Source organism: Thermovirga sp., from assembly GCA_012523215.1.
Classification (GTDB): domain Bacteria; phylum Synergistota; class Synergistia; order Synergistales; family Thermovirgaceae; genus 58-81.
Genome location: JAAYIZ010000034.1, coordinates 1 through 2,778, shown reverse-complemented (window position 1 = coordinate 2,778; position 2,778 = coordinate 1). Strand labels below are relative to the sequence as shown.

The window sequence follows — 2,778 nt, the reverse complement described above, 5'->3', positions numbered from 1 at the left end:
CTCCACCTCGGCAAGGGCGGAGTCCCATTTTTCGCTCCTGCAAGCAGCAATGCACCTTTCTATCCAACGCTGTACCCGCTTGAGGTTCTTTTCCATATTCCCGGGCCTCCAAGAAACACATTGGCGAAAACCCGCCCCGAAAAGGGACTATGCCCCGAAGAGGGACTTCGCCCCGAAGAGGGACTAGCCCCTTTTTATTATCCCAGTATCACGGCCGGTCCGTGGCATCACCCAGTTCGAGCCAGGCCCTGAGTTTCGCCATCGCCCGGCGCTGGATCCTGTAGACATTGCTCACATCCATACCCGTGCTTTCGGCGTACTCCCTGGCCTTGAATCCCTCGAGCACAAGGGCCCTGACGATTTCCCCCTCTCGTTCGGAGAGAGCCTCGATGCCGTCGGCGAGGCAGATCTTCCAGTCCAGTGAGTCGACATCGAAGGGGTCGGGAATCTGGATCTGTGAATCGTCGACAGGGGAGGGAGCCCTGGCTTCGACGCGCTGGAGAAAGTTCGTCATCTGGCCTTTTATCCTGTAGAAGCCGTAGGTGACGAAACGTATGTTCCTGCAGGGTTCGAAACGGTCCACGGCTTTGATCAGGGCTATCATGCCTTCCTGGACGAGGTCCTGGTAACGCTGGGGAGCGACACGGAATTTGCGGGCGATCCAGAAGACCAGGGGGCGATAGGAGAGAATGAGCCTTTCACGGGCCCCTTCATCGCCTTCATCGCAAAGGATCCACAACCTGGCTTCTTCTTCCCGGGAAAGAGATGCCCTTTCCGGGTGGTCTTGGACATCGTCGTTCATGGCGAGGACCTCCCAGGTTCTGTTGGACCCTTTATACCATGACAGGGAGGTATTTGACCACTACAGCAACGGAAGGCTGCCGGCGTAATCCTTGCCGACACGGATGTGAAGGGTGTCGTTCACGTAGCGGAGCGTCGTTCTGTCGGGTGCCAGGTCAACGGCAGTGATGGAACAGTTGTCCGCCCGGAACTTCCAGGCCGCTGCCGGAGGAATGCCTATCAATATGGAGAGGATGGCCCGTATCGTCCCCCCGTGGCAGACCAGGATCAGTTTATCGCCTGCGCCGGACAGGATCCCTTCCAACGCGCGGCTGACCCGGGTGATGAGGTCGGAGAAGCATTCCCCTCCGGGGGGAGCCGTGGCGGACGGGTCCTTGCTCCACGAGGAAAACAGGTCGGGGTGCAGTTCCCTTATCTCGCTTAACCGGAGGCCCTCCCATCCTCCGAAGGACATTTCCGAAAGCTCATCGACGGCGGTCACTTCCTTCACTCTTTCGTTCATGCGGGCTATAGCGGAGGCGGTCTGGCGAGCCCTCGCGAGGGGGCTGGTGTAGACCCTGTCCAACCGTGCCCCGGCTAGCCGGAGGGCGAGCAGATCGGCCTGGGCCAACCCACTCTCTGCCAGGGGGACATCGGTCCGGCCCTGGAAACGGAAGGCGCTGTTCCACTCGGTTTCGCCGTGTCTCACGAGGATGATCCTTCGTTTTCGTGTATCCATTGGGTACCTCCAGGGTGCGTTTTTTACGAAAAAAGCCACCCGCGGGGGTGGCCTCCATGTCTTGTGGAGCCGGCGGGCGGACTTGAACCGCCGACCTGCGCATTACGAGTGCGCTGCTCTGCCAACTGAGCTACGCCGGCATGTTTTGGCGGTCCCAACGGGATTCGAACCCGTGCCGCAGCCTTGAAAGGGCTGTGTCCTAGGCCACTAGACGATGGGACCGCGTAAAAACCTGACGTGGTGGGCCGTACAGGGATCGAACCTGTGACACCCGGATTAAAAGTCCGGTGCTCTTCCTACTGAGCTAACGGCCCATATCTAGCGCTGAAAAACTATACAGTGCCCATGTAGCCGTGTCAAGGGCGGCGGGACACCGTGAACCGTGAGTCGGAAGTCGTAAATCGTAAGAACAAAACAATCAGCCTGCGAATTTGACCTTTCGATTCACGACTCACGGCCCTTACGATTTACGGTTTTTACAACGCAAACCGCGCCGGGTAGGAGGCGAGTTTTTTGCGAAACACCTCCAGTGTCTCCAGGCCCCGCTCTATCTGCAGGGCCACCTGCTTGAAGGAAGTCCCTCCCTGGGTGTTCCTCCTGGAGACGGAGCTCTCGATGTTCAGGATCGGCATCAGGTCGTCGTCGGTGGAGGGAATGAGTTCCTTCCATTCTTTCCGGGTGAGACTCAAAAGGGTCCTCTTTCTGTCGAGGCACCACCGGACCACTTCACCCACCTGCTCATGGGCGGCCCTGAAGGGAACTCCCTTCATGACCAGGTACTCGGCCACGTCCGTCGCCAGGGTGAAGCCGTCTTCGAAGGCCCCCGCGGCCCTCTCGGCGTCGACCTCGACGCGGGCGATCAGTTGGGGCAGCACATCGAGGACATCCCTGACTATCTGGACCGACGACCACAGGGCCCGCTTATCCTCCTGCATGTCCCGGTTATAGGCCAGGGGGAGGCCCTTGATGAGCGTCAGAAGATCAACAAGATTGCCTATAACCCTGGCCGAGCGCCCCCTCACCAGTTCGAGGACGTCGGGGTTCTTTTTCTGGGGCATCATGCTGGAGCCGGTGCAGAATGCGTCGGGAAGGACGATCCAGCCGAACTCGCGGCTGTTGTAGATCACCAGGTCCTCGGCCATCCTGCTGGCATGGACCATCAGGACCGTCATGGCGTACTGGCAGTCCAGCAGGTGATCCCGGTGGGCTACCGAGTCCAGGCTGTTGTCGCTGGTCCTGTCGAAGCCGAGCATGACGGT

Annotated in this window: 3 protein-coding genes and 3 tRNA genes; all 6 read right to left on the bottom strand. The window is 59.5% G+C overall.

Annotated elements, in window-relative coordinates; all coding sequences use genetic code 11:
* Nucleotides 1-208 precede the first annotated feature (208 nt).
* On the bottom strand, nucleotides 209-802 hold the full coding sequence (locus tag GX108_01130) for a sigma-70 family RNA polymerase sigma factor (protein ID NLO55649.1): 594 nt from the start codon (nucleotides 800-802) through the stop codon (nucleotides 209-211).
* Nucleotides 803-862: 60 nt separating this feature from the next.
* A complete protein-coding gene (cobC, locus tag GX108_01125; protein ID NLO55648.1) occupies nucleotides 863-1,519 on the bottom strand; it encodes an alpha-ribazole phosphatase in 657 nt (218 codons plus the stop codon).
* Nucleotides 1,520-1,583: 64 nt separating this feature from the next.
* A tRNA-Thr gene (locus GX108_01120) sits at nucleotides 1,584-1,659 on the bottom strand.
* A 6-nt stretch (nucleotides 1,660-1,665) separates the two neighbouring features.
* Nucleotides 1,666-1,741: transfer RNA gene (locus tag GX108_01115), tRNA-Glu, on the bottom strand.
* Nucleotides 1,742-1,757: 16 nt separating this feature from the next.
* A tRNA-Lys gene (locus GX108_01110) sits at nucleotides 1,758-1,833 on the bottom strand.
* 162 nt (nucleotides 1,834-1,995) lie between these two features.
* On the bottom strand, nucleotides 1,996-2,778 hold a 783-nt coding region (gene argH, locus GX108_01105; GenBank protein NLO55647.1), incomplete at its 5' end, for an argininosuccinate lyase.